The 20,589-nt window shown below is 54.8% G+C and carries 21 protein-coding genes; 1 reads left to right on the forward strand and 20 read right to left on the reverse strand.

All coding sequences use genetic code 11. The features are described from left to right. Positions 1 to 266: 266 nt before the first annotated feature. The 7 genes from QEP11_RS16030 to QEP11_RS16060 form a co-directional block, all read right to left on the reverse strand. Positions 267 to 1,205: a hypothetical protein gene (locus tag QEP11_RS16030; RefSeq protein ID WP_284337648.1), complete on the reverse strand. Its 939-nt coding sequence runs from the start codon at positions 1,203 to 1,205 to the stop codon at positions 267 to 269. A 67-nt stretch (positions 1,206 to 1,272) separates the two neighbouring features. Next, the gene (locus tag QEP11_RS16035) at positions 1,273 to 1,410 is read right to left on the reverse strand and encodes a hypothetical protein (RefSeq protein WP_284337649.1); all 138 of its coding nucleotides are present in this window, start codon (positions 1,408 to 1,410) and stop codon (positions 1,273 to 1,275) included. 12 nt (positions 1,411 to 1,422) lie between these two features. Then, positions 1,423 to 3,546 (reverse strand): portal protein, encoded by a 2,124-nt coding sequence (locus tag QEP11_RS16040; RefSeq protein ID WP_284337650.1) that lies wholly within the window; start codon positions 3,544 to 3,546, stop codon positions 1,423 to 1,425. Between the two features lie 7 nt (positions 3,547 to 3,553). Then, entirely contained in the window at positions 3,554 to 5,125 is a 1,572-nt protein-coding gene (locus QEP11_RS16045) for a terminase (RefSeq protein WP_284337651.1), read from the reverse strand. After that, positions 5,122 to 5,979, reverse strand: a complete 858-nt coding sequence (locus QEP11_RS16050; RefSeq protein ID WP_284337652.1) for a terminase small subunit-like protein — start codon at positions 5,977 to 5,979, stop codon at positions 5,122 to 5,124. The genes QEP11_RS16045 and QEP11_RS16050 overlap by 4 nt, the downstream gene beginning before the upstream one ends. 51 nt (positions 5,980 to 6,030) lie before the next feature. Further along, a complete protein-coding gene (locus tag QEP11_RS16055; protein ID WP_284337653.1) occupies positions 6,031 to 6,864 on the reverse strand; it encodes a type IV toxin-antitoxin system AbiEi family antitoxin domain-containing protein in 834 nt (277 codons plus the stop codon). Continuing rightward, positions 6,861 to 7,637 (reverse strand): phage antirepressor KilAC domain-containing protein, encoded by a 777-nt coding sequence (locus QEP11_RS16060; RefSeq protein WP_284337654.1) that lies wholly within the window; start codon positions 7,635 to 7,637, stop codon positions 6,861 to 6,863. Before QEP11_RS16060 ends, QEP11_RS16055 begins: the two co-directional genes overlap by 4 nt. Before the next feature lie 829 nt (positions 7,638 to 8,466). On the opposite strand from QEP11_RS16060, the gene QEP11_RS16065 reads away from it, so the two are divergent. Further along, positions 8,467 to 9,597 (forward strand): DUF3800 domain-containing protein, encoded by a 1,131-nt coding sequence (locus QEP11_RS16065; protein ID WP_284337655.1) that lies wholly within the window; start codon positions 8,467 to 8,469, stop codon positions 9,595 to 9,597. Positions 9,598 to 10,063: 466 nt separating this feature from the next. On the opposite strand, the gene QEP11_RS16070 is transcribed toward QEP11_RS16065, so the two are convergent. The 13 genes from QEP11_RS16070 to QEP11_RS16130 all read right to left on the reverse strand — a co-directional run bounded on the left by QEP11_RS16070 (position 10,064) and on the right by QEP11_RS16130 (position 20,526). After that, positions 10,064 to 10,981 carry a restriction endonuclease gene (locus QEP11_RS16070; protein ID WP_284337656.1) on the reverse strand — a complete coding sequence of 306 codons (918 nt, stop codon included), beginning with the start codon at positions 10,979 to 10,981 and terminating at the stop codon, positions 10,064 to 10,066. A 219-nt stretch (positions 10,982 to 11,200) separates the two neighbouring features. After that, a complete protein-coding gene (locus QEP11_RS16075; RefSeq protein ID WP_284337657.1) occupies positions 11,201 to 13,903 on the reverse strand; it encodes a DEAD/DEAH box helicase in 2,703 nt (900 codons plus the stop codon). Between the two features lie 3 nt (positions 13,904 to 13,906). Beyond that, on the reverse strand, positions 13,907 to 15,511 hold the full coding sequence (locus QEP11_RS16080; protein WP_284337658.1) for a site-specific DNA-methyltransferase: 1,605 nt from the start codon (positions 15,509 to 15,511) through the stop codon (positions 13,907 to 13,909). A gap of 12 nt (positions 15,512 to 15,523) precedes the next feature. After that, positions 15,524 to 15,742 carry an excisionase family DNA-binding protein gene (locus tag QEP11_RS16085; protein WP_284337659.1) on the reverse strand — a complete coding sequence of 73 codons (219 nt, stop codon included), beginning with the start codon at positions 15,740 to 15,742 and terminating at the stop codon, positions 15,524 to 15,526. Between the two features lie 551 nt (positions 15,743 to 16,293). After that, the gene (locus QEP11_RS16090; RefSeq protein ID WP_284337660.1) at positions 16,294 to 16,728 is read right to left on the reverse strand and encodes a hypothetical protein; all 435 of its coding nucleotides are present in this window, start codon (positions 16,726 to 16,728) and stop codon (positions 16,294 to 16,296) included. Positions 16,729 to 16,745: 17 nt separating this feature from the next. Further along, entirely contained in the window at positions 16,746 to 17,159 is a 414-nt protein-coding gene (locus tag QEP11_RS16095) for a hypothetical protein (protein WP_284337661.1), read from the reverse strand. A gap of 9 nt (positions 17,160 to 17,168) precedes the next feature. Continuing rightward, positions 17,169 to 17,702, reverse strand: a complete 534-nt coding sequence (locus QEP11_RS16100; protein ID WP_284337662.1) for a hypothetical protein — start codon at positions 17,700 to 17,702, stop codon at positions 17,169 to 17,171. Beyond that, a complete protein-coding gene (locus QEP11_RS16105) occupies positions 17,699 to 18,139 on the reverse strand; it encodes a hypothetical protein (protein WP_284337663.1) in 441 nt (146 codons plus the stop codon). The genes QEP11_RS16100 and QEP11_RS16105 overlap by 4 nt, the downstream gene beginning before the upstream one ends. Further along, complete coding sequence (locus QEP11_RS16110; protein ID WP_284337664.1) at positions 18,136 to 18,447, reverse strand: hypothetical protein; 312 nt, start codon at positions 18,445 to 18,447, stop codon at positions 18,136 to 18,138. The genes QEP11_RS16105 and QEP11_RS16110 overlap by 4 nt, the downstream gene beginning before the upstream one ends. An 88-nt stretch (positions 18,448 to 18,535) precedes the next feature. Further along, positions 18,536 to 18,787 carry a hypothetical protein gene (locus QEP11_RS16115; protein WP_284337665.1) on the reverse strand — a complete coding sequence of 84 codons (252 nt, stop codon included), beginning with the start codon at positions 18,785 to 18,787 and terminating at the stop codon, positions 18,536 to 18,538. 3 nt (positions 18,788 to 18,790) lie between these two features. Next, on the reverse strand, positions 18,791 to 19,240 hold the full coding sequence (locus QEP11_RS16120; RefSeq protein WP_284337666.1) for a hypothetical protein: 450 nt from the start codon (positions 19,238 to 19,240) through the stop codon (positions 18,791 to 18,793). A 347-nt stretch (positions 19,241 to 19,587) separates the two neighbouring features. Further along, positions 19,588 to 20,316, reverse strand: a complete 729-nt coding sequence (locus tag QEP11_RS16125) for an ORF6N domain-containing protein (RefSeq protein ID WP_284337667.1) — start codon at positions 20,314 to 20,316, stop codon at positions 19,588 to 19,590. Next, positions 20,317 to 20,526, reverse strand: coding sequence for a helix-turn-helix transcriptional regulator (locus QEP11_RS16130; RefSeq protein WP_284337668.1), 210 nt, complete (start codon positions 20,524 to 20,526; stop codon positions 20,317 to 20,319). Between the last annotated feature and the right edge of the window lie 63 nt (positions 20,527 to 20,589).

A 20,589-nucleotide genomic window follows, 5' to 3' on the forward strand; every position in this document is an offset into this window, starting at 1 on the left:
GCAATGCCTTTTGCAGTAGTTGTTACTTGTTGCGGGCATGCGCAGCCCTCAAGGCGGAAGACATGGCATTGAGGCAGCCAAGCGGCCAAGCCGTTTAACGTCGGACTTGTTGACGGAAGTGGTTTAACGCCGCACCACAGAGGCTGTTTCGTCAAAGTTGAGAAAAGCAACCAGCATGGACGACAGTGCTGGTTGCGGTATCACCGTGGGATAAAGCATCAGGCCAGTGGTTAGCTTTTCATAACCCTAGCCGGTGAGGCGCGGAATCAGCCTCCACGCATTTGCGCCTTTTCTTCTTCGCTGAGCTTCATGAAAGCCTCGTCGCTGATGCTGTCAATGTCATACATGGCAGCACTCAGGGCGCGGTTACCAAAGCCAGCTTGCAGAACTGGCGCCTGTGCAGCTGCCGCCTGAGCGCCACGCTTAATCGAGTTGGCCGTGCGCAAGTCGGCGCCGGGCGCGACCTGGGGGCTCGCTGGTGCTAAGCGTGGCAGCATCTTGGAGGCCTCTTTGAGAGCATCAAACTGCGACATGCCCTTGGCCACCTTGGCTTCAACCACATCGGCCAGTATTTCCAAGATGGGCGCACCGTCGTTGGTGTTCAGCCAAGGATTGGCCGTGAGCAAGCCATCTACTGCATCGTTCCATGCGTTGGCACTTTTTTCCATCAAGCGCTCTTGCTGGATACGCATCACAGCGCGCTGCTCAATGTGCTGGTTAATCTGACGGCGCAAGGCCACGGCTTCCTTGACCTGCCCGTCCAGCATCGCGGTGGTGTGCTTTTCCTCCAGCGCATCCAGCTCTTCGTCAGTGATGCCCTTGGCGCTTGCTTGGCGCAGCTGTTGCAACTCGGCCTGCGTAATGGCCAATGCCTGCTCAGCCTGCTTGCGGCGCTCATTGACCTCGTTAAAACGCGGCATAGGTACGCTGCCAGAGTGAGGCTTGCCATCTTCGCCCTCGTCTTGCTCGGCCACCGCAGCCACCGCTTTGGGCGCTTCCAGAGCAACCTCAGGAGGTGGTGCGGTTTCAGGTGCCGATGCTGGTGCTTGACCATCACCACGATCAAGGTCCTTGAGTGACTCAAAATCATCATCGTTTTGCAGGTCTGCATCGATGACGGTCGCGCCATCACCGGGCAAATCGGTGCCATCATCATGTGCATTAAAGAGGCGACGGTTCAGTAGGTTACGAATCATTGCGGGCATGTTGCTCTCCTGTTGTGGATGGTTGCTTGAACGCAGCGCAGCGTTTACTGCGTGGTCTTCGCGTGGTTCACGCGTGCCGTTCGCGTGGCCTTCGCGTAGTCTTCACGTGAATCTCTCGCGCGCGGGCCAAGGTGCGCATGTCATCCTCGGCCTGCCAGTTGTCTGTATCTCCAGACGCCACCATCTGGTGTTTTTCTTTCGCCATTTCGACTTCTCCTTAAGGTTGCAAACCATCCGCCTCGGGGGTTCTGATGCCGCGATGCATGCCAACGGCAGGGTTGGCTGGGGTTACAGGGTCTGTATTGACTGGCACTTCGCTCGGTACGCTGAGCGCGACAGGCTGATTCACCACCGGCACGATGGGCGCGGCGTCGTGGTCTTGGAAACCTGCTGAGCGCAGAAGGCCATCGGCCAGACCCGATACGGAGGGGTTGCCCGCAATGACCTGCGCGGTCTGCACCGAGCTGTATTGCGACTCCACGCTCTTGTTGGTGGCCTCGACGTTGATCTTTCGCGTCTGGGCTTGGGCGCGCTCTGCCTCCTTGGCGGTGAGACTGGCTTGAGCACGCAGCAACTGGGCACGCGCTGCATCCACTGGATCGACCTCTTGCGGTGCAGGCTGCAAGCCCTGCAAGATTTCGTGCTTGTCCTGCAAGTTGGAGTAGCGCACCACCATGGCGTCATTGATGCGTATGCCTGCTTTGCGCATTTCCAATGCCTGGTTGAACTGGCTGTTTTGGAACGTCACCTGCATCGGCTGCTCAGTGATCACCACGTCGTAGGTGCCCACGGTCACATCGTTGTAATAGCCCCCCGTGGCAGGGTCGTACTGGTTGATTTCCACTGTCTCCACCACGGGCTTGCCGCTGTAGGGATTGGTTTCAGTGATACGAAATACGCGGTGCGCGTCATAGAACGTCTGGATCAGTGCCAGAATGCGGCGCGCCAGCAGCCGACGGGTGAACGCCAGGTTGTCCAGTGGCACGGCCAATTGCTGCTGACCCGCAAACTGACGGCTTTGGATCGCCACCCCAGCCACCTCAGGCCCTGCAGCGCCGCGCAGCACATCTGGCACGGTCACATCCTTGATCGCCTTGTCCGCACGCTCGATCAAGCGGTCCACCCCCGTAGGCACTTGGTTCGGGGTGATCTTCTGCGGAGGTTTGGCGCCCTTTTTCACCTCAATGTGCAAGCCTGTGCTGGCGCCACGCGCTTCCAACTCGCTGGGCTCCATATTCGTGATGGAGTCCTGCTCGGTGATCCATCCGCTATTGGCGGACGTGTTCAGGATGTGCACAAACTGGCTCACCGCCTTGTTGAGCGCTTCTTGGGGTCCGATAGCATCATCCACCATGCCTACCGTCAGGCCACGGCGAAAGTATGCAAAGTAAGGCACCACCGTGAAATCATCGTAGGGGCTTGTCGCGTCATGCAACACGCTCGAGCAAGTGGTCACCAGCCAATCAATGCGGTGCATCATGCGCTTGGTCTCCACCGCCCCATTGGCCAGCGCATCCGCCACAGACTCCGGCGATAGCTGGTCCACTGCACGCACATCGCCCGTATCAGGGAACACCAGACACTTGGTCAGCTTGTAAACGCGGATCTGGCGATCAATCACACGATATCGTGGTGGGCCCTCACCCTCAGAGCCATACGCATCCCCTGCACCCGCAATGCCACCTGTGCCAAACTTGTTGCGCTGCGGGCCATCGTCACCCAAATCCCCAAAGTCATAGCCCGTATCCGCGCTTGCGTCGGCAATCCGGCGCGCCTTCTTGCCATATATGTTTTCAATCTCATCGGGCGTGAGCCAGCGCGAGATGGTCACATCCGACCAGCCTTTAGGATCGTAGGTCTTGGCATCCGGGTCCGGCACCACATCCATGGGATCGAGCGTTTCAATCTGAATTTCGCCATGAATGTTCTTATCGAAGTTCATGCGCACATCAAAGTAGCCGCGCTGCTGAATCAGTCCATCACTGAAGACCTGCGTTTCCTTCCAGTGCAAGCCACACTGGTCGGCCACCTGCATCGCCACCTTGGACAAAATGGTGGCTGTGGCAAGGTCAGCCTCACCACCACGCGGCTTGAACGCGATATCCATGCGGTTTTGGATCTGGTAGCCAATCGCTGTATTGACCGCCCCCTTAATTTCATTGAACTCCAGTGCCGGGCGCTTTTGCGCCTGCACATAGGCGCGATCTTCCGGCTTCCACTGGCGACCACCCCCCAGGTACATTTGTTCGCAGCGCTCTGCCTGCTTCATGTAATCGATATGGCCGCGGCTTTTGCCGTACTGGTAGCGGTCCCAATTGGACCGTGCTTTTGCATTACTCATGGTGACCTCATGCAGTCATAAATGAAGATTGCCCACCGCGCCTGTCCAAGCGATCACGCCAGCTTTTTGCGCGCTGCGCCTTCGGGGTGGGGATGTTGGAGATGAAGGTCATAGCAACGGCATCCCCCTTGTCCGGAGATCGCCCCAGGGCGTCGCGGATCTCGTCTTTGCTGCGCATCTGAATGGCCGCCTTGTTGCCCATGGTCACCACCTTGTAGCGAACCGCAGTGAGGTCTGCCAGCAACTCGGCATCTGGTGGGAGCGCGATAGGGTCTGGGTTCAGTGGGTCCAGGGCCTCGCGCAAGCGCCAGTACATTTCGGCGCGCTTGTTGCGAAAGCGCAGCTGACCCACCTTGTCCATCTCCGTAGATGCTTCAGAGCCCACCACAGACAGCACATTGAGGTTCAAGCTCATCAACCAATCCAGCGCACTCGAACCAATGCCAATGGCATCGACACAGATACAGGCACCGTCGCGCACCAGCGGCACAACAAAGCCCGCCGCTTTGGGCCCATCATTGGTGACCATGCCAGGCGCGCTCACCAGCTTGTCAAACCACTGTCCATGGCGGCGCGCCACGCAAGAGTTATCAAGGCCACCACGTGCAGGGTCAAAGCCCAAGGCCGTCATTGGCCCCTTGCATGTCTTGTCCTCCCAGCGTGCCTGCGCTGCCTTCACCCATTCCGTGGGGATCAACTGCCACGCAGGATCTGCACTGCCCGCATTGAAGTCCCCCTTGAGCATCTGAGAGCGCAATGGCTCTGGCAGACCTTGCAGCTTTTGCTTGTAGCCGGTCGTAATCAGAAAAAGGTTGTCCTCCACGCTGGATGGAATGAAGGTGCGCGACATTGGCTTGATTGCCTCTCCATCAATCAACACCTCATCCGGCCCGCACACCTCTTCATCCTCACCCTTGGCATTGGTGATAAACCAGCGCAGCTCTCCCGGTTTGGCTGGATTGGGGTGCATAGGATCCAGCCAAGGTGCCCAATAGCGTTTGACCCACTCACCTTCTGGCTCTGTAGGCGGGTTGCCAGCACACACCACACGCTGACGGACGCTGGGATCATCGGTGCGCAGCCAGCCAATCAAGGCGCGAAACTGCCCTTCTGTGAAGTGGCATATCTCGTCAAATAGCTTGGCATCGTGGGCGCGCCCTTGGTACTTGATCCAGTCTGCGGGCTCCTTGCAGTGCCCCAGCTCCATGATCCGGCCACCCGGCAAGCGCCAAATTCCCTCTTGAGAGTTGTAGCCATCGCGCGAACCCATGATGTGGGTCATGCGCTCTTCAATGCCGGTCAGCTGCACCGCCTGGCGCCGAAAGATGATGCTGTGCTTTTGCTCTGTGAGAGACAACCCAAGCAGCAAATCTGTTTTACCGCCACCAGCAGATCCACCGTAGAACAAGATATCGGCTTTGCTTTCAAAAGCCGCGCGCTGTGGTCCCTCCTGCGGCACCCAGACGCGACCATCACCAAGCAGCAGCTTATCCAGCTCCCGCTTTTGCTCTGGTGTCATCGCCTTGATCGCTTGCAGTGCTGCCGCAGTGCTCAAGGTCATGGACGAAGGTTGCGTCATGCCTTCCCCTTTGCACCAAGAGCGCCAGCGAGTGCCTGCAGCGCCTGTGGCGTCTCGTTCAACGCGCGCGCCAGGCGCACTGCACGCTCGGCATCCGTGAGCTCTTTATGGATATGCAAGGGGCCTAAGTCCGCAGCTCCCCCCAAAGCCAGCTTGTCGCCATATTTCTTGGGCGCCAGCTTGCTCATCAGCCACTTCTTGTTATCTGCCTCCAGCTTCACCAAGGCCGCAGAGGACTTGTCCACCACCCTGTAAGGCTGGTTGTGCGCATCCTTCATCGGCATCCCCTCCTCATCGAGGAGTGGTACCCAGGCTTTCTCATGCAGCTGCGCCAGCTCATCGGCGTAAAAATCCATCTGCATTTCACGCGCGCGGGTGTATTGGTCGCAAAACGCCTGCTTCAGCGGATCTGCCAGCCAGCGCATTACAGTGGCAATGTGAGGCATCCCCACTGCTTTGCAGATGCTGCGCAAGCTCTCGCCCGCCACCAAGCGTTCACAAATGGCATCACCTAGCGCTTGCGAATAGTGCAGATGATGGCCAGAGGGCCTGATGTTTTCTCCAACGCGAGCAACCGTCTTTCTGGACGATGCTTGGGTCAGCTGTGAATCTTTGCCGCAAGAGGCTTTGTCCGCTCTTTTCTGTGCTTGCTTGCTGGGCGCCGCAGACAGCTTTGCTGGTCGCTCCCAGCCATTGGCATGCGCCTTCTTTCCGATTGCGGTATGCGATACGCCGTGCTCAGCAGCGAGCTGGCGCACCGAAATACGGCTGCCGCTATATGCGCGCTCAATTGCCGCCCAGTCCGCAGACTGAGCGCTATGGGCGGGGATGGTCGATTGCTTGGTGGTTGCCATGACGCAATCATGGAAACTGGCAACTGGAAACGGAAACCCTAGTCGGGGTGTCTAGGATCTGGAGTACGTTGCACCCACCTTGCTCAGGCGCTGAGAGAATCGCTCCAGATGCGGCGAAACACCCTCCCAGGGAATCAAGGGGACGTCCACACCGGCTTTTAACAAGGCTGCGCGGCGCTCCGAGTCCGCAGTGCGCAGCATGTTGGTGACCAAAAACAGCTCTTGTGCCAACAAGTTGGCATCGTGCCCTGCCTGGATGTTTGAATACTGAACCGCATCACCGACCAGCAACTGTGCCAGTCTCCGGCGCTCGCTGGCCGTCAAGGTTTCACAGACATCGCCAAATTCCAACTTGGACGTTCCATCCGGCAAATGCGTCAGGCTGATAGCTCTCGGCTCATCCTCCTGCTCTATCAACGCATAAATGCCAGGACGTACTCGGCGCAGTAACCCTCGCTCATGCAGCTTCTTCAGGTTTTCATCAATGACCTGCAAGGGCAGATCCACTGCTGCAGCAATGTCTTCCCGCGTGGCAAACATCGCCTGCTGCGCGATTTCGGCAACCGCGCTCAACACAATTTGGTAAGAAGACAGGTGCGAAGCAAAGACTTTACGCCACGAAACATTCTTGATGGTTCTCGGAGTGTGGCCGGTTTTGTTCTTATGGCGCGCATTCAAATCAAACACAGCAGACCTCAAAAAGCCATCCAGCTCTTTAGCATCCCAATAAAAAACACCATCTTCTTCACGAATTGCCTGAGGCAGAGCGCGCTTGGCATAAAGAATCAAAACCTCTGACCGGTTGAGATGCATTAATTTGGCCAGCTCATCTGTGCTGATCTCCTTGGGCCGTGTATCGACAGGGCTGCTTTCCAACGGATTCATGCTGCACCGCCTTTCTTGACCACAGACGCTTTGTGTTTCGCCCATTCACAGGCAACCCATGTCACACCTTTGGCCGTGAACTTGGCCTGGTTGTAAGCGTGGGTAGTATCCCCGTGCTCTGCCACACCTGCCTTGGTTTCAAAGCGACCAGCCGCGATGTGTGGGGCGTGCGGTGTCCACTCGCCCGCGAGCTTGTACATGATGTCGCGCTCAGTGAGGAAAGCGCGGAACTCGTTTTCGTTGGCTTTGAGTAGCTTGCACACCTGGCGAAATCCCTTGCTGCCAGTGCTGGCCTGCACATAGTTGTCTACAAACGCCACCTTAGGTGCAGCCAGCGCCAGTTCAGCTACGGCTTGCTGCTCACATTCTTTGGCATCAGCCCAGGCGCGAGCGGCTGCCACAGGATCTGCAAAATTCGGGAGCAAGTGCGCTTGCGAAAACTCCAGAGCAGTCATGCGGTCAAACACCTTCGCCTGTAGCTCGTAGCTGTAGCTCATGGCCATCAAGCAGGCTTCGCGCTTCGGGAAGCGGTAGCAAGGTGCTGAACGGCTAGATCCGTTCGGACCGGGGATTTGGTACGTGGCGGAAAAATTTCCGGCACGTTCACCAAGCACCTCCGGCACTTTCTTCATGAAGTCCGCGTGCTCCAGTTTGGCAAAGCCCGGCGAAGGGAATGCAGCGCCAACAACTTCTGCGCGCGCTCTTCGGTCTTCGTTGATGAACTCAACCAGCTCCAAGCTGGTCATGGTCACATTGCCCACTGCGTTAGACATAGCTTGCAAATGCATTTTGGGATTCCACCCGGTGTTATCTACCGGCTGGAATCCAATTATTTGCATTTGTCAAGAACCTCCAAGCCCTAGCCGGGGAGAACGCTCTGAGGGTCTTAAACCCTTCGATAGACGCCTTGCCACCAAGGCCCATGCAAGCCCCTTGGAAGGGCCTTGGGAATCGAATGCGCCCTCTCTTATTGGTCGCCAAGTCCCTTCCTCAGCCAAAGGCAAAGACATGGGCAAAGGCTTTAAGAAAGGGTTCCCTCAAGGGTTCGTGCAAGCCTTGCCATAAGGGTTCGGAAAGCCTTTCTCAAGGGTTGCCCAAGAGTTTCGAAACGGTTCTACCCATACCCGCTACAAGCTCCACCAACGGTATCGCTGTAACGTTGTGGTCGTTACATGAAACGTTACGGGTAACGGTGATGTAACGAGGGAATCACCCTTGCATGTTGATGCTGTGAATTCCGATTGAGTCCACCACCTGCGCCGGTAGCAACTGAACAATTCACTTGAAATGAACGACTGAGTTTGGCCAAGATCCGCCAGAAAGGACATTTACGTGTCTAATTCCGCGATGCGGTCGATTCAACTGGTCAATGCAACTCAATAATTGCTGATGCACAAAGCAGACCTTGCCAAGACACTTGCCTAGTTAAAATCTGAACGAGTCTGGAGCGACCGCTTTCAGAATTGGTCCTATTGTCTGTTGCTGCCATTAGCCTTGATGTCAATGCTGGACAATGCCCCATGATCAATATTGATGCAATCTAAGTGTTTCTAATGCAAAATAAATTGCAGCTTTTTTTCAAAAAAAACTAGAGGAGATTGTGTGACACAAGCTATCTATTTCGATGAAGCAGGATTTACCGGCAACCACTTGCTTGACCCCAATCAGCGTTTTTTTGTCTATGCATCTGTTGTGACTAACGACGAGGAAGCCAAAGAATTTGTGGAAAGCTTAATTTCTCGCTACAACATTCAAAACGGTGAATTAAAGGGGGGAAGCCTTGTAAGGCATCATACGGGGCGGAAAGCAATTGACGAAATTCTCAAAGAATTCGATGGCCGGCTACTGTTCACTATTGCCGAAAAAAAATATGCACTCGCTTGCAAGCTCTTTGAGTACATTTTCGAGCCGTGTATCTCCGATATCAATACTATGTTCTATGGTTGCGACTTTCATAAGTTTGTTGCAACCATTTTGTATGTAGAGTTTATGGCTCGTGGTGCTGGTGCAGAGCAGATTTTTGAAGAGTTTGAAGCTTTGATGCGAAGCCCCGATGATACCAAGCTGGCATTGTTATTTTCAGCCTCCACACATCCAGAAAATTCGCCGATTATTACTAAAGTCAGAGAGTTTGCTCAACATCGTGCTGCTGATATTAAGGCTGAACTGGATAGTCTCTCACGGGTGACGACGGGAAAGTGGGTATTAGATATTACTTGTACTTCGCTTCATAGTCTTCTATCCCGGTGGGGCACTAAGTACGAAACTATTACAGCAATTTGCGACAACTCGAAGCCGCTTCAACAAGCTGGTGACTTTTTTGATGCAATGATCGGGTACAGAAAACAATTGTTTGGGGGATTTGACGGTGCGAATCGCCCTATGACATTTAACTTATCTGGGCCAATTGACTTTCGAGACTCAAAAACATCACATGGAATTCAGCTTGCAGACGCTCTTGCAGGTGCTGCCGTACATGTTTGGAGCGGAGCCACAGATGATCATGCAAAAAAGTGGAAAGAGAGATTATCCTCAATCGCTAATTTACCAGTCCTGCCTGATGCTGAAGAGATTGACCTGCGTCGACCTACAGTACGTCGAAATTTAATTTTGCTCCATGAGCTTCACCGCCGAGCAATTAATAATCAGAGCCTAATCGAAGGTATGCCTGAAGTAATCTTAATGATCTCACAACGCTTTGGGCTGAAATTGAGGCAGTACTCAATCAACTGATCACATCAAACGTAATCAACAACAGATGGACCTCAGGGATTTACCAATTTTATATAGTCTTTTATCGGCTTCCGTTTACTTGTAGCGGCATTTGATTTGGGAATTGAAGAAATTTTCTATTTTCAATCTACCTTTTGAATTGAGAAAAAAGCACACTTACTGATCATCAGTGCGGGAATCAATTTTCGTGCTGCTTGGGACAAGCGCTATGTGATATTTTCCGGTAGTCCGTCATACGATCTGAGCAGAGACTATCATTGCTAAACTGCTATCGGCACCTAGTTTGTGAATAGCAGTTGCAGGGTGGACAGTGACAGTCGCAACTGGCCAGAAGCGGTCCTAACATGTATCCCTGTAGATGACGGCTTCTGGCTGATAACCGTCATTTTCACCACGAGAGGTAATAGGACACTAGCACCTTCTGGGACTGCAGAAGTGAATACTGGTGTATCCGAGGATCATCTGATTACCCACCAGGAGCAAGGAAACGGATTGATCGGAGCGGCAAACGACGCCGTGCCTGGTCCGTCAGCTTGTCATAGTGCTCGTCCCAAAGGTCAAACAGCTTGTCGAGGCCGATCAGGGAGACGCGGCGTTTCTCCTGGGTTCGCGCCTCAGTTTCGGCGTCTTTGGTAAACCCTCCCGTACAAATGAACAGGCCTACGTCTTCGTCACCCAGCACCGCCATGAAAGAGCGCAGGCCGTCCACGGTCACCGCCTGCTGCTGACGTTTTACCTGCACCTTGATGCGCGGCGGCCTGGTGCCCAGCGCATCCGGCCAAGCCAAGATGTCAACGCCGCCGTCCTTGCCGGGCGGCGACACCCAAGTGACGTGGTAAGACATGGCGCGCAACAAGTCAGCCACCAAGTCTTGGAAATCGTAGGGGTTCATTGACCGCAGATACTGTGACACCTCCGCCCAAGCCTGCTCTTCGGCTTCTTCAAACGTCACACTTGCCGCCTTGGCGTTGTTATCGACGACATCCTCGACGGCGCTGGCCACCGACGCTACGGCTGCCGCATTACCGTCGGCTTCGGGTTGAGCTGCCTTCCATTCCGCGTAAAGCTTGCAAGCAAGCTTGTAGAACGCTTCGGGATCTGGTTGCTCAGCATGTGCAGCTTGCCCCGCCTCAGTGATAGACCAAATACCCTTGTCCTTCACTAGCCAACCTGCCTTGACACAGTCAACCGTAGCAAAGCGGACAATCTTCTCGAAACGACGTGTACCAGAGTCGTAGTAGCCGGCCTCGTAGGGCGTCAATGTGAAGCGATCAGCCAACACTTGCAGAGCTTCGCTGGCGCGCATGCCTTCGGGCGCAGCCATCAAGATACTGAACAGCTCGCGCAGGAATTCGCCAGTGCGACGGCGGGTGATTTCGGCCATGAGACGTTTCCTTTTCTTTTCGATCCGGTACTCAATGCTCTGATGGAGCTATTTGATTCAAGTAAATCAGCGCAGCAGCTTCGCTGTCTTCAATAGCGATTTCAACAGCGCGCTTAGCGGCCTCTAGGAGTTCAGTCGCACGCTGCTTTTGCTCGTAGCGTCTCGCTCATGCAACCCATTTCGGTGCACCTAGACAGGTAGGCATACCCTCTCTCGCGCTCATTTCAGCACCTCCTCAATCCAATCCCACCGCTTGTCCTTGACCATCACAAACCGGCAGCGGCCTTCCGACAGGTTAGCCCAGAGGCCACCAATCAGGCGGTCATCTTCAGCGCCGCTCCATCGATCTGCGCCTTTATATTCAACCGCGAGAATCGGCCCCGGCTGGCCTTCTACCCCTGGCAACTGGCAGAGAAAGTCCGGGTAGAAACGGCCATCAGCCTTCTGCAAGAAGAATGAACTGCCTTCACGCCTAACCAAGTTACGCACCCAGAACTGGATCCGGCCCTGCTGTGCCCACATATCCAACTGGCAGGCACATTCGAACTCTTCCTTGCTGTCGAAGTCACCCACGCGACCATAGAAGTGATTGCGGAAATCGAAATGTCCAAAGCGCCCGTCGTAGTCACGGCTGGGTGCATAGACTTGAGCGTGGAACTCGAAGGCGTATTGATCGGTCACTGCCACCCGCGTGGCCGCATCGTCACCGAATAGCGCCTGCTGGTACGCCTTGCTAACGGCCTGCTTGCGCAGTTCACGAATGCGCGCATCAATCAAGTTACGGATCAAGAACTTCTGCAAGTTCACGCGTGCCAGCGTGAATGCCTCCCGGCGCAGCAAGTCAGCGAGCCACGCGGCCACAAATGCCTGCTTGCTAGCGTGGGTCAATGAAGGCTCGGGCAGGTTGCGGCACAACCAGGTGGCAATGCGAACCTCATCCCAGTTTTCGGGTTGATAAACCAAACCCAGATCACGCTGCAACTCGGGCAGGAAGCGCGACACCACGCGGCCTTCACCGTCGATATCGATCTCACCACCTTCCGACACTTTCAGTGCCGCAGTCAATGTTGTCAGATTATCAGCTGTCGGCACGGCATCGTAGGGAGACAAATCCCACGGATACTCCAGCACCTCCGGATCATCAAACAGTGCCAACTCACCTTGCACGCGTAAAGCCAACTGCGGAACGCGGAAGCGTTCGCCCAATTCGGCGGGCGTCTGAAAAAACTCAATCGCCGTGGTGCGGCTGACTTCAGCGGCCTCCACAATCGCGGTTGCAGCAGTTTCGGAGGTAACCGAGGCCTTGAGCGCTTCGGCCTCATCTTCCGTGAGTGGCGTGCTGATAGTCAGTGTGTTGAGCTTGCTGTCCCAACTAACCTTGTCACGCACTGGTTTAGGCACGCGCTTTAAGTCAGGTTTCTCGGATAACGTAATCGCAACTGGCCGAACGACAACGCGCCCGGCGTGGCCCTCCAAGTCCAGACGTGCCTGTTCAGGTAGCGCAGCAGTAACGAACTCCGTGACTTCACGCCGATCAAAACCTGCCCCCGCTACCAGACGATCCCGCAGCGCACCTGCCGTCTCGGCAAAGTTGCGCGACACCACAAAGGCATAAGATTGGTTAAGCGCCTTGGCCTGTCGATGGCTTGCACCGGGCTGTCGCAACACACGCCCGAGCAACTGCTCTACCGCCGTGGCCGACGACAGAGAGGCCATACTCACCAGAATGTAGGCAAACGGGCAATCCCAGCCTTCAGCCAGCGCCTTCTGGGTAATCACATACTTCACTGGGCAAGCCGGGTCGGCAATGCCCAGCTTGTAATCAGCATCGATCTGCTCCAGCCCCTTTTCCTCTCCTGTGGCGACAACAATTTCGTTGGCTGGAATGCCGTGGTTGGTGATCAGCTCATTCCTTACCTTTTCGAAATCTAACGTCTCGATTCCAGTACGGCGCGGTTCGGACTGTATCAACACCAGGGGGCGCACGTAGGCCGCACCAGCACGGCGCTCTTCATCGGCCAGCTTATGCAGCGCATCGCGTCGGCCAATGGCATCAGCCAGGCATTGCTGCCAGTTGGGTTCAGTTACCAACACCACCGGCAGCTTGATCATCTCTTCCGCCTTCAACTCGGCGGCAGATACGCTGTGCAGCACGTTAGTCGGCGTGCGCTCCAAGTCTGGCGTAGCGGTCAACTCCATCACACCACTGGGCCGGAAGCGCGCCAGCATGTCGAAGGCCAGTTCAGTGCGGCTATTGTGCGCCTCATCCACCACCACGAAGGGACGGCGCAAGCGCAGCACGTTGGCCAACGAATATGGCGTGGTGCGCTCGCTTCCCTCTCCGTCGGTTAGCAACTCGTCGCGCTGCGTTGGTGACAGGTTATCAAAGTGGTGCATCAGAGCACCACTGGACTGGTACACCTTGCGGCACTCTTCCTCTTCCACTTGGAATGCTTGGCGTGTGGCGACGATGATGGTGGTCGAAGTATCCAGCGTGGCGCGGGTGACGCTCTTGGCTTCCTCAAGATCAAGTACCGTGATCGGTCCAGCTTCACGCAGCGCGGCGTGATACGGGTGACTGCGATCCTTCAGTGCCTTGATGGTCTGCTCACGAATCGGCTTGCTGGGCACCAGCCACAGAATTACGCTGTGCTCACAACGTAGCAGGTGAGTGTTGACGAGTTGGACACTTTTCGCAGCTAACCAGGTCTTGCCACCGCCGGTGGGCACGCGCAGGCAGAAGTACGGCATATCAGCCGGAAAACCCGACAATGGGTTGTACGGATTGCCTCGCCCCCACAGACGTTCCGTAGTAGCAGTAAATGCAATCGAAGGGGATGGCAATTCGTGGCAGGCCTTGAAATAGGCTTCTACGCTGTCGAGTACCTGCTGTTGATAGATTTTCGGTGCGAATCCGGACATGGCTTACACCTCCAGCGCGTAAGGGGTTTGCTTGAAGGTGATGCCCTCGCGCGCGGCGCGGGCACCCATGCGATTGGCGGCGGCGTAGATCACTTTCGGGCCAGCAAACTTGGGCAACACATCGAACACAGGTCCTGTGAGCACATTACCGCCCGACACGGATTTATCCTTAAGGATGCCGTTGTAAAGCAGATATATAGCGCGGCCTTCGTGAATACCCAGCAACGGTGAGTCTGCGTTACCGATGAAGCCGGTGCCGGTTTCAGCAAACCAGACAAATTCGGCCAGTTGCGCAAATTTCACATCACTGCGGATCTGACCATCAGCGTTGAACAACGGTTCGACGGAAAGACGACAGAACTGGAAACCGTTGCCGAGGCCTTCGACTGCTTGGTCCTTGGCGTTGGTATAGCCCTGTGCCACCCGTTTGACGCGTTCCCGGGTGACGTTCTGGGCGATGTTTCCATCCATTTCAACGAGAATGAAACGGCGATTGCCGCCGTCTTCGGCGTTTTGCTTGAGCACAGCGTGTCCGGTCGTACCGGAACCGGCAAAGCTGTCGAGGACGATGGAATCCTTGTCAGTGGCAATTTGCAAGATACGCTGGATCAGACGAGTGGGTTTCGGTGTGATGAAGACATCATCAGATGTATTGAAATCGACGATCTCAAGCAACTCCTTCTTCGCTTCCTGTGTGTGTCCTACATCTTTGTAAAACCACATCGTCTGTGGAACTACGCCCGCTTTCACATCTGAAAGAAAACGTTTGAACTGAGGAATGGAGTCGCCCTTCTTTCCCCACCAAATGCGATTGTCGCGATCAAGCTCTAGAAAACGTGTCTTTGAAACAGTCCAGTAACGCCCCTTGGGCGGTGCTTCAATAACACGACCAGACGGGCTTGTAACTGAATACGTGCCGTCACCGTAGTAGTTGCGCGCCGACAGATCGCTGGTTTTCCATACGCCCCTGGAATCGTTGTCGGGATTCTTGTAGGCCGCATCCTGTTCGTTTGTGCGTCCCAGCAAATTAGGTTTCCAATTATCAGCCTTGGCTGCGTAAATAACGACGTAATCGTGATCTTCGGAAAGATGGCGCGCCGAGTTCTTCGGTGAATAGACCTTCTGCCACAGCACGGTTGCCACGAAGTTTTTGGCTCCGAAAATCTCATCCATCAGCAACCGTAGCGTCGCCACCTCGTTGTCATCAATGGATACAAAGATCGCGCCATCGTCGCGCAGAAACTGCCTCAGCAAAACAAGACGCGGGTACATCATGCACAGCCAACGGTCATGCCGATCCAGCGTCTCACCTTCTTTCCCGACCACCTCGCCCAGCCAGCGGCGAATCTCCGGGCTGTTCACATTGTCGTTGTACACCCACCCCTCGTTGCCAGTGTTGTACGGAGGGTCGATGTAGATGCACTTCACCTTTCCGGCATAGCGGGGAAGCAGCGCCTTGAGCGCGTGCAAATTGTCTCCCTGCACAATAAGATTGCCCGAATCTGACGGGCCGCAGGAGAGTTCCGGCACAGGCTCCAGCAAGCGAAACGGCACTTCTTTATGGTGTTTGACGACGGCTTCTTTGCCGATCCAGTTCAACGTTGGCATTCAGCCCAACCTTCAAGCTTTGCGCGATGTCGTCAGGACATCGCTGCGTTGTTCTTCTTCCGCGCCTTCTGAGCGCACCCAACCGTCCACCTCAAATACCTTGAACTTCCATAACCGCCCTACGCGGTGTGCGGGCAGGCCCTTGTGGTCGATCCAACGGTAGACCGAATCGCGTGTGACACCCAGATGCTCGGCAATCTGGTCCATGGAGACCCATAGCTCAGCTGTCATGGCAATACTCCGACGGTAACGATACGGGTGGCGTAAAGTCGGGTTCAATCGTAAAGGCTGCAATTTATCAGGTTGAAGGGCAGCCGATTCGCGTTCTTTGCCTTGTGCACCATCTTTTTCTTGGTTTTCTGATCTTTGTGCGAGAGCATGTTGATGTCCTCGAATCGACAGCCCTCCTTAGAAGGCTTACATGCTACTCCCCACTCTGCTCCACACCGCCAGACGGTTAGACGTATAGCTGGGGCCAGACCCCAAGCTGTAGGCACCACGTACATGGTCCAGCACGCTGTCCCCGCCCCACTACTCAGCTGTATGTATGGCAACATATATAGGTGTTCGAATTTCGAAGCAGTGAGTGTTCAATCAAGAAAAAACCCACATGGCCCAAAAAGCTAGGCTACATGCGGGTTTGTGGACGATTTGATAAGTTTTTACTGCTTCATTTTTCGAAGTAGTGAAAAGGCCACTGCTTCGAAATTCGAACCGATAAATGCATCTTACGCTTCGAAATTCGAACCGATAAGCTTCGAAATTCGAAGGCCGGAAGTGTTTTATGTTTCAGGTTTCATAGCATCCATAACCTGAGCCAAAGTAGAAAACTTCTTCCAATCGTTGGTGGCAGCTATTGGCCCAATGCCCAGCTTTGGGTGTTCGTACACATCAACATCTGTGAAACGGTAGAGCGTGCACATTTTCTGCCCGTAGGCGATACCGCCTTGACGAGTCACTGCAATGAAACCAAGCGTTTGGAGCTCCTTTAGCGCCTTTGCTAGTGTGGAAGATGATGTCCACCCGTAATGCTTGAGATCACCCAAGGTTGCGGAAATGTTGCCATTGTTGGTACCCAGCAGCCTTCGCCGCATCAACAGGAACAGGCTCTGGCTAGCATAGCTAAGGCTACGCCATGCCATCGAGTCGATCAGCTCCCAATAGATACGGACATGCCCCCCTTTGGGGTCTGCTGGCCGTTTGTGTCGGGGCCCCATGGTTTCCTCTTACCTCTTCAATGCAGCAGAGAAATTGGGCACCCAGCAGCAGGCGGCGGTAATAAGCCGCACGCCTGCGCTTCTTGCCTGAAGGTTTCTACCAGATCAGGGTGAGCGGTCTGCATCATTCGCTCGACCAAATGGGCATGCTGCGGCCACGTCAAAGCTTCCTGGCCATAGGCCTCGATCACCTGTTTTGCAGCCTCACATGCCTCCACGAAGTCCACAGTGCATGTCATCTGGGCAAAGGTCCTGGCGTGCTCAAGCGGAGCATACCGGGCAGCCGTTCGCACCAGCTCGGCATGCTGGGGCAAGAAGACCGCCCTAGGACCCATGCTGAAAATGATGCGCTCCAGTTCCCGCTGCGCCTTAATGAACTCGGGGTGCCATGAGCTAGGGTCACGGTTCATTGTTTTCGTCTTTTTCTTCATGCTGCCTCCTTAATGCAGAGGCGACACGGGACCCGTGTACAGCAACTCATGGGCATCTGGCATGCTTTGCAGCTGCTCTTTCAGCTCTTGCACTGAAACACCCAATTGAAGGGAGATTTGCTCAAGGCTGTACACAGGCTGGCCGTTTGCATCCACATACGTAGTCGGTGGCAGGAGGTTCATGGCCTTTGCCTCCTCCTCAAAAGCATCCCTCAGCTTTGAGGGCGCATTCATCATCATCTTGAACAACAAGTCGGAATATTCCGGCTTGGCCAGTTCCTCCTCTCCGTGCTCTGCCGCAATGCGTTTCATAGCCGTGCTGGCCTCATGAAAATTCAGCTGCCGTAGCCACTCTTGGACATCGCCTTGTAACTCGGGCGGTGAATACTTGGCCGCTGCGCGGATCAGATGCGCGTTTTCTGGCAGAAATGGGGCCTCAGGACCTTGCTCGTTAATCAAGCGATTTAATGCAGCCGCTGCGGCAATAAATTCATGACTCCAAGTTTCTGGATGCAGATCCGGGGTGCTGTTCTTATGACTCATACTGCACCACCCTTCTGTGCCAGCTTCTCCGACACAAAATCCACAAAGTTCTGCAACACCACAAACTCATTGACCGCATTGCAGAGGTGGCGCCATATAGCCGTCTCCTTATCTGGCAAGGCCCCCATTGCCAAGCGTGCAACAGAAGCTGCGCGCCACCATTGATCGGTATGGTCATCAAGCGCACACGCTCCAACTACTTCCAGGCTTCTAACGATATCTAGCGCCACCTCGACCGCACTGATAGCGTCGTGGTACTCATCGCGCCACTTAGTTGGGTCGATTGCCTCCTTGATCACCAGTTGCAGCGAATCGGCCACCATCAGGCAAGCCGCGTGCATCACTTGGTGTTTAGTTGGAAGCTGAGTAGCGTGATCTGCCACTTGCATCACATCCGCTGGACTCAAACCATTAATTGAAGATATTCTCTGAGTCATACAGCCACCTCTTCAAAAGACTTCGCGTTGCCGAAGATTGCTTTGTGCATGTGTTCCGCTGTTACCCCATGGTCCATATCCAGATAGGACATCACCTGTGAATTCAATGTGGCAATGCGCATGCCATAGCAGCGAAGAAGCGCTGCCGGCGCAATGTTTCCATCTGCTTCCGCTTCATCAGCCATCAAGGTCACAGCCTCGGCAATTCCACTGATGTCCCATGTGCATTGCAAAGCAAGCATGTGGCGATCATTCTGGCAAAGCTCCGCCTGCACTGCCTCGTGGGCAGCTTTGTTCTTTGTTGTCATACTGCCCCCTCATCAAACTGCTTCGCGTTTCCAAAGATGGCTTTGTGCATGTGGCGTTCGCCTATTTGGGCCACTTCTGATTTCTTGCTCATTTGCCACCCCTAAGCGCAGCAATCTCAGTGACTTTGTTTGTGGCTTCTGTCACCAAATCACTAATGGCCCATAGAACGCGGTCTTGGCAGTCCTCATCTATCGTTCGAAACGCCTCGCCAAGTTCGCCAAATGTCATTGCAATGAGTGCCTGCGCCTTGAGTAGTGCGCACTGTGCGTTGTCAATAGCATCAATCAGGCAAAGCTCCGCCTGAGCCACTGCCTGAGTGGCTTTGTTTTGTGCGTTCATGGTTTAGACCTCCAGGCTCAGATCAAGGCTACGCAAAGCATCCAGCGCTTGAACGGCTTTACGACGAGCACCGGGCACATTAGCGGTGGGCTGGCTCAGATAGAACACAGCCATGCTCAACGCATAGCGTGCATCAGCGTGCAGTTGGATAGGGTCAGGGGTGCCCGTGGCGGGCGTGATAGCGCGGCGGCGCTTGTAAGTGGCGGTCATGGTCTGGGTTCCTTCGGGAATCAGAGAAGAAACCACCGTTTGCATTTTTGAGTGCAGCGGGTGGAGTGTGGTGGTCAAAAACACGTCCGAAGCCGTGCGGACATCCTTACGGGTAGCCCCCACCACACCCCGTAACCAATGGGCGAGTGCATACGAACGCACCAGCCCCAAGAATATGGGCGTGACAAAACCCCGCTTGAAGGTGGGGGTTGCAACCGCTTCGGATTGGTGTTTTTGAGTCACCGGGCCTCTCGGCTTGCTTTCAATGTAGCACGAAGTCGATCCACATGTGAATTGGGGTTGCTGATTTTCCTTCAACCCCATCATGTTGTTCACCTGCCCTGCCTCAACCTTCTCTTTGTTGATACCAGTTTCAAAACCGGAAACAGATGGCTTCTCTAGATGGTGTCCGTGGGACGGTACAGAGGAGGCAATAAAAAGGCGCCTGATAGTACCGTGGGGCGGTACAGTAGAAGCTCTCTCTGTACCGTGCGACGGTCCTATAGATCGCCTCTCTGTACCGTGGGGCGGTCTAAGGCATGTAATTTTCACAGCGTCTTTTTCGATGGTTTGAATGCGGTGCTCTGACATCATGCGACTCCCTCGCTTGTTAGGCGCTCAACAATCCATGCCTCGCCTGCTGTGGTGAACAGTGGCTGCGAATAACCAAGCTCGGTTTGCTTCAGTTCGCCTAAGCCCTTGTCAATCACCCATTGCTTGAAAACACGGGCGCGCTTTACGCCCATGCCGTAGAAACCCAGCTCATCCAAGTGTTGGTTGAGCTTTATGGCGGACATACCCAGCTTCTGGGCTATCTGCGTGGCAGTCATCAATGTGGAGCGCTCTACAACCTTGTCAAAGAAGTTCACCTTGGGTGCAGCCAGGGCCAGCGCTTCTTCGGCTTTGATGCGGGCTTGCTCTGACTCAAGCGCCTGCTGCAGCACTTCAAGCTTGCTGAGCTCGCGGACTTGGGTCTTGGTGCGGAAGTAGTCATTGACCAATTGGCGCTGAATCTTCCAGGACAAATCGTCAGTGAACGCTTTCACAACCATGGTGTAGCCCTGCTCAGTCATCAAAATGACCTTGTTTGGTGTGCCTCCCTGAGGTCGTTCAAAACCAAGGCGACGAATTTCGTCGGGCTGGTCAATCTCGAAAAAATCTTGACCTTCAATGAAACGGTGCTTGTGCTCACGGAAGTTGCGGCCAGCTGTCCCATTCGGGCGACCGTGAACCTCGTCAATCTGCGACAACGTGGCGACGCGGTAGCCCCGATACTCAATCACCTGCAGTGCGGTGTTATTGATGACGATATTGGACATTTACACACCCTCCTTGTCACCTTTCTGAGCATCGCGCCAGGCGATCAATTCAGAAACGTCAAAGACGGTGCAGCGAGTAGAAAGTTTGCGGGGCTTGGGAAAGCCTGGGCGTTCTTTGGCCCAGCGCCAGAAAGTAGATACACCTACGCCCAAGATAGCGGCTCCATCTTTGGGGCGGGCTGATTGTTGTGTTTGTCCTGCGAGTCGCATTGTTCACTCCTTTCATCTTGTGTGATGCGATGGAGTGAATTGGAAATTTTAATCGCTACTCAA

It is taken from the genome of Comamonas halotolerans, from assembly GCF_030162935.1.
GTDB classification, from domain to species: domain Bacteria; phylum Pseudomonadota; class Gammaproteobacteria; order Burkholderiales; family Burkholderiaceae_C; genus Comamonas; species Comamonas halotolerans.

Bases quoted from the DNA above. Each gene is read 5' to 3' on its own strand.
- QEP11_RS16030 (WP_284337648.1), bottom strand. From the start codon at position 1,205: ATGCCCGCAATGATTCGTAACCTACTGAACCGTCGCCTCTTTAATGCA.
- QEP11_RS16035 (WP_284337649.1), bottom strand. From the start codon at position 1,410: ATGGCGAAAGAAAAACACCAGATGGTGGCGTCTGGAGATACAGACAAC.
- QEP11_RS16040 (WP_284337650.1), bottom strand. From the start codon at position 3,546: ATGAGTAATGCAAAAGCACGGTCCAATTGGGACCGCTACCAGTACGGC.
- QEP11_RS16045 (WP_284337651.1), bottom strand. From the start codon at position 5,125: ATGACGCAACCTTCGTCCATGACCTTGAGCACTGCGGCAGCACTGCAA.
- QEP11_RS16050 (WP_284337652.1), bottom strand. From the start codon at position 5,979: ATGGCAACCACCAAGCAATCGACCATCCCCGCCCATAGCGCTCAGTCT.
- QEP11_RS16055 (WP_284337653.1), bottom strand. From the start codon at position 6,864: ATGAATCCGTTGGAAAGCAGCCCTGTCGATACACGGCCCAAGGAGATC.
- QEP11_RS16060 (WP_284337654.1), bottom strand. From the start codon at position 7,637: ATGTCTAACGCAGTGGGCAATGTGACCATGACCAGCTTGGAGCTGGTT.
- QEP11_RS16070 (WP_284337656.1), bottom strand. From the start codon at position 10,981: ATGGCCGAAATCACCCGCCGTCGCACTGGCGAATTCCTGCGCGAGCTG.
- QEP11_RS16075 (WP_284337657.1), bottom strand. From the start codon at position 13,903: ATGTCCGGATTCGCACCGAAAATCTATCAACAGCAGGTACTCGACAGC.
- QEP11_RS16080 (WP_284337658.1), bottom strand. From the start codon at position 15,511: ATGCCAACGTTGAACTGGATCGGCAAAGAAGCCGTCGTCAAACACCAT.
- QEP11_RS16085 (WP_284337659.1), bottom strand. From the start codon at position 15,742: ATGACAGCTGAGCTATGGGTCTCCATGGACCAGATTGCCGAGCATCTG.
- QEP11_RS16090 (WP_284337660.1), bottom strand. From the start codon at position 16,728: ATGGGGCCCCGACACAAACGGCCAGCAGACCCCAAAGGGGGGCATGTC.
- QEP11_RS16095 (WP_284337661.1), bottom strand. From the start codon at position 17,159: ATGAAGAAAAAGACGAAAACAATGAACCGTGACCCTAGCTCATGGCAC.
- QEP11_RS16100 (WP_284337662.1), bottom strand. From the start codon at position 17,702: ATGAGTCATAAGAACAGCACCCCGGATCTGCATCCAGAAACTTGGAGT.
- QEP11_RS16105 (WP_284337663.1), bottom strand. From the start codon at position 18,139: ATGACTCAGAGAATATCTTCAATTAATGGTTTGAGTCCAGCGGATGTG.
- QEP11_RS16110 (WP_284337664.1), bottom strand. From the start codon at position 18,447: ATGACAACAAAGAACAAAGCTGCCCACGAGGCAGTGCAGGCGGAGCTT.
- QEP11_RS16115 (WP_284337665.1), bottom strand. From the start codon at position 18,787: ATGAACGCACAAAACAAAGCCACTCAGGCAGTGGCTCAGGCGGAGCTT.
- QEP11_RS16125 (WP_284337667.1), bottom strand. From the start codon at position 20,316: ATGTCCAATATCGTCATCAATAACACCGCACTGCAGGTGATTGAGTAT.
- QEP11_RS16130 (WP_284337668.1), bottom strand. From the start codon at position 20,526: ATGCGACTCGCAGGACAAACACAACAATCAGCCCGCCCCAAAGATGGA.